Annotated in this window: 3 protein-coding genes; 1 reads left to right on the top strand and 2 read right to left on the bottom strand. The window is 34.1% G+C overall.

The genetic code is table 11. The features are described 5' to 3' along the window. Window positions 1–625 precede the first annotated feature (625 nt). Window positions 626–1,915 (top strand): response regulator, encoded by a 1,290-nt coding sequence (locus tag ACP6PL_RS09370; protein WP_426544840.1) that lies wholly within the window; start codon window positions 626–628, stop codon window positions 1,913–1,915. Between the two features lie 145 nt (window positions 1,916–2,060). On the opposite strand, the gene ACP6PL_RS09375 is transcribed toward ACP6PL_RS09370, so the two are convergent. Both ACP6PL_RS09375 and rsmI read right to left on the bottom strand, forming a co-directional pair. Beyond that, window positions 2,061–3,305, bottom strand: a complete 1,245-nt coding sequence (locus ACP6PL_RS09375) for a bifunctional folylpolyglutamate synthase/dihydrofolate synthase (RefSeq protein ID WP_426544842.1) — start codon at window positions 3,303–3,305, stop codon at window positions 2,061–2,063. Between the two features lie 634 nt (window positions 3,306–3,939). After that, window positions 3,940–4,779, bottom strand: coding sequence for a 16S rRNA (cytidine(1402)-2'-O)-methyltransferase (gene rsmI, locus ACP6PL_RS09380; protein ID WP_426544844.1), 840 nt, complete (start codon window positions 4,777–4,779; stop codon window positions 3,940–3,942). Window positions 4,780–5,046: the final 267 nt, after the last annotated feature.

Raw genomic sequence — 5,046 nt, forward strand, 5'->3', positions numbered from 1 at the left:
ATGAGATTTTTAATTCTTCTAACTTCACCTATTCTTATGCTAGTCAGTGATAGCTAATGACTGACAGATAAATTGTTACAGTGGAAGTATTGATTTTTGATAAGATTTGATTGATTTTACCTAATTTTCAAATAGTAATTGCCTCAAGACCAGAGCGATATTTGATTAAATCTCTGTTAAATATCAGTACAATAACGGACGATCTTTATAATTTTTTTAAGTAAAATTAGATTGAGCCGATAACTTGAATGAATACTTCTGGAATCATCAAACTATAGTTATGAATAAGATGAGATATTACTCATTAATTAATTAGTTAGCTAAATTCTCTTTTTCTCTGATACACTAAACTAATTCTCTAATCGTAATTTTCTCTTGAGAATCTTTAGAAATTTCATCAAAACATTTGTAAGTACCTAGACAAAATTAATTACAGATCCTAGCAACCTCATATTGCCTGTTGCCTCTTGCCTTTTTCAACTAGGAAATTTATTTTGCAGGACTACTTATTAATCAATGTGATGAAATTTTAATGATAATTCAGTGAAATGGCGGATGTTAATGTTTTTAGAAGTATAATCTTAAGAATATCGGAAATCAGGACTGCATTGATGGAGTGTTAAAAATGATTACTAAAACAAAACAGACTACAGCTAGATTTTTTAAGCATTTAATCCGTCTGATACCTAAACAATTTAGTGGTAAGTTAGAACTCCAGAATACAGAAGAACAAAAGTGGCAATTATATTTTCATCGGGGATGTCTAACTTGGGCAACAGGTGGTAATAGTGCTTGGCGAAGATGGCGCAGAATTTTTACTCAATTTTGCCCTTTTATTTCTCTGGAAACTCTAAGTTTCTACAGCCATGATGTTTGTGAAAGCTGGCAATATTATATAGTGAATATTTTACTGAAACAAGAAAAAATTTCACTTTCGCAGGGTATTTCTATAATTAATAATACTTTGATAGAAGTATTGTTTGATTTAATTCAGGAGGATAATTTAGATACCTTAGAGGTTACTTCTATAAGTTGTAATCTACAAGCAGAAATGATGCAACCTATCTTTCGTTTGAGTATCTATGAAGCTTTTGAAAAGGTTAAGCCTATATGGCAAGGTTGGTGTGAGGCAAATTTACACAATTATTCTCCCAATCTAGCACCTATATTGAACAAACCTGAAACTCTAAAACAACACACATCTACTTCAATTTACCAAAAATTTCAGGCATTAATTAGTAAAAAATTAACATTGCGAGATTTAGCTTTTTACTTAAAGCAGGATTTATTAAGTCTGACTAAAAAATTAATTCATTATGTCACTCAGGGAATAATTAAACTTACTGTCTTGCCTGATTTACCTGCATTAGCTGTAGTTAAAATTGATGCTTTAGAAAATCAAGTAAAAGAGATTAAAAAAACAAATTTACCATCACTAGAAACTACTAAAAATCCCATCTCTGTAGGTCAAACAAAATTAATAGCTTGTATTGATGATTGCCAGATAATTAATACAGTAATGGGGAAAATGATTACTACAAATGGCTATCAATTTATTGGGATTCAAAAGTCTACATTGGCTGTATCTACTGTAATGCAAGTAAAGCCAGATTTAATATTTTTGGATATAGATATGCCTGTTATTAATGGTTATGAAGTTTGTAGCCAAATTCGCAAAATACCTGATTTTAAAAATACTCCTATAGTAATTTTAACTGGGAGAGAAAGTATGATTGACCGGGTTCGTGCTCAGTTTGTGGGATGTTCTGAGTTTATCAACAAACCAATCAACCAAGAAAAAATTGAAGCGATTTTTAATAAATATCTAAATTCAGAAAATACTAAATATGTAGATTCAGAAAATACTAAAATACAGCTCCCAGTAGCGAATTCTTTAGTTGCTGCTAATTGTTAACTAGCTATCAGTTATCATTATTTCAGCTATAAGCTTTTTGACCTTGGGTTAAATCCCCGGCAACCCCAAGCGCCGGATGGTAAACGGAGGAGTTGAAATCCACAACTCAGCCTAAAAAACAGTTCTAATGCTGACCGCTAACCACTCACTTCTGACTGCTATTTAAAAAATGACCCAATAAATATAGGGAACCACATAAAACAATTAAATTTTCATTGTCAGTAATAGCCTCTTCTAAAGCTAGTGTGAGATGAGAATAAACTTGACAAAGTGTTAATTCTGTGCATATATCCTGAGCCATAGTGCTAAGTTGATTCAAGTCAGCCGAACTATGGCCTGGCACAGGAACTAGGTAGAGGCGATCGCCTGGTCTAATAAGTGCTCGAAAAATTTCCGAATGTTCTTTAGTAGATAGCATACCCATGACCCAACTTATAGATGGATAATCAAGTGTCCTGACATAACGCCCCAATACTTGGGCAGCAGCAGCATTATGGGCACCATCAATCAATAATTTATGATTTCGCCATGTAGTCCATTGCAAACGTCCAGGCCATTTAGTTTCAGCTATTCCTTGTTTAATTGCTTCTGGAGGGACTTCCCAACCTTGTTTTTCTAACACTTGAACTGTAGCAATGGCGATCGCTGAATTTATCAACTGCACATCTCCAAACAATGGCAGTGTATATTTAATACCCTGATAAATAGCTACTCTTTCTTCTAATAACTCAGCAGGTTCAACCCAAAACACAGGACATTCTAGATAGGTAATACGGTTTTGTACTACTGTTTTTGCTTCTGGGGGTAAAACTCCTACTATTGCAGGGCATCTTGGTTTAAGAATACCTGCCTTCTCCCCAGCAATATGAATCAAAGTAGGACCTAATCTTTGCCAATGTTCCCAACTAATAGAAGTAATAACAGTTACCATTGGTTGGTGACAAACATTTGTGGCGTCTAGTCTACCTCCCAAACCTACTTCTACAACTGCTACATCTACTTCTTGTTGGGCAAAATATAACCAAGCAGCAGCAGTAATAACTTCAAACTGAGTGGGTGAAGGTTGTTCTGGTTGAATGGCTGCTTCTACTTCTGTCAATAATTGTTCTAATGTACTGAAGGAAATTTTTTCTCCGTTGACGCAAATACGTTCTGTCCAGTCAACTAAGTGAGGCGAGGTGTAACGTCCGACTTTATACCCTGCTACTTTGAGGATAGAGGATAGGTAAGCACAGACTGAACCTTTGCCATTTGTTCCAGCGACATGAATTATAGGTACTTGGAGATGAGGGTTGCCTAGATTATCTAGAAGTTGGTAGATGCGTTCGAGACCAAGCTCAACGCCGAAATGTTCAAAGCGTTTTAGGAAAGAGTCTATAGAAGAATTCACAGTTTTTTATAGCAATTGGTCAGGAAATTTGGTTGAATAAAAAGTCATGCGTATAGACGAGCTTAACCTTATAAAAGTTATCATATCACAAAAATTGTGAGGATGCTAGCTAAAATTCTTTGAGCCGCAGATTTTTGTAGAAGCTTCATAAAATGATGATGTTTGTGGTTTTCTATTAAGTAGGGTTATAGATGTAAAAGATGTGATGAGGGAAAAATTCTATTTATGGGAGCTTTACATCTGGCTAGAAAATATTTCTGGTATTGCTGTGCTGTGTGGAAAAGTTTCTAAGTATTTAATTGTCTATTATTAGAAATGGTGAGAGATCATTACAACAGTATGCTCAAAAAGTTACCATTTTTGGCAAAAGTTAGGAAAAAAAATTACCGAAAATTTAAGGTTTAAAGCCTATCCTTTAAAGGAGAAACAAGCGGTAGTTTGCGCAGCATTCAGTTAGGATGGGATGGCTAGGAAACCTCGCCATATCCAATCGACGAAGAGAGAAAAAATTTTCCTTTTATTCAATCCTCTCCCTAAAAGGAAGAGGTAATTCTCAATTCTCAATTCTCAATTCTCAATTCTTGAACCCCCCTACTCCTTTCAACTACTCCCTTATAAAACTGAATCCTGATAACTATATTTTTAGAGCTATTTGATAAATTTTGCTACGGGATAAGTTAATTTTTTGAGCGAGTTGGCGACTAGCTTGGGAGCGGGAAATTCCTTGGGCAAAAAGTTCTTGTAACTCTTGTTTAATAGTATCTTCTGATAATACTGGTAATTCTGGTTCAGCACCTGCAATAACAATAGTAAATTCTCCTTTTGGTTGATTATTTTGATAATGAATAATTGCTTGCCCAACTGTTCCACGCCAAAATTCTTCATGGAGTTTTGTAAGTTCTCTTGCCAAAACTATTTTTCTATCTTTACCTAGTATTTTAGCTAAATCTTCTAGAGTTTGTAATAGTTTATAAGGAGACTCATATAAAACTATAGTTTCTAATGAGTTAGATAATGTTTCTAGTTGTTCTTGCCGTAGTTTAATTTTGGTAGGTAAAAAACCGATAAATATAAATTTGTTAGTTGGTAGTCCGGAGGCGCTTAATGCTGTGATACTAGCAGTAACTCCTGGTATTGGTACTACAGAAATATTTGCTTCGACACAAGCTTTTACTAATTCATATCCAGGATCAGATATTCCTGGCATTCCCGCATCAGTTACTAGAGCTATAGTTTTTCCTTGATTTAGTTTTTCTATTAATTCGGGTATACGACTTTGTTCGTTATGTTGATGGTAACTTAATTGTGGGGTTTGGATTTGAAAATGTTGTAATAATTTTCCTGTGTGGCGGGTATCTTCTGCTGCTATTAAGTCTACTTTTTGTAACGTTTTAATTGCTCTAAATGTTGTGTCTTCTAGATTGCCTATTGGTGTACCAACTATGTAAAGACTTCCTGAATTTACTTCACTCATACTTGACTATCCTATATCTCTATTTCCTTGTATTTTATGGAGAAGGAAAGTAATAATGTTTCTCATGTATTAATGCTGTATTTCCAAACCAATTATACTTGAGACTTGAGATATTTTTTTCAAATTTCTACTTCACTTAATTCCTACCACATTTTTTTAGGATATATAGCTTCCTATGAGTTATATTTGGTATAATTTCAGGCTTTTCTTGTTACTCCCTTCCCGCTAGAAGATTACCTAATCATTTACTAAAGTATAAATATGGTG

The sequence above is a fragment of the Dapis purpurea BLCC-M126 genome (assembly GCF_050015975.1).
Classification (GTDB): Bacteria; Cyanobacteriota; Cyanobacteriia; order Cyanobacteriales; family Microcoleaceae; genus Trichodesmium.

What these genes read in the sequence shown, in the direction of transcription:
- rsmI (WP_426544844.1), bottom strand. Translation starts at nt 4,779, where the DNA reads ATGAGTGAAGTAAATTCAGGAAGTCTTTACATAGTTGGTACACCAATA.
- ACP6PL_RS09370 (WP_426544840.1), top strand. Translation starts at nt 626, where the DNA reads ATGATTACTAAAACAAAACAGACTACAGCTAGATTTTTTAAGCATTTA.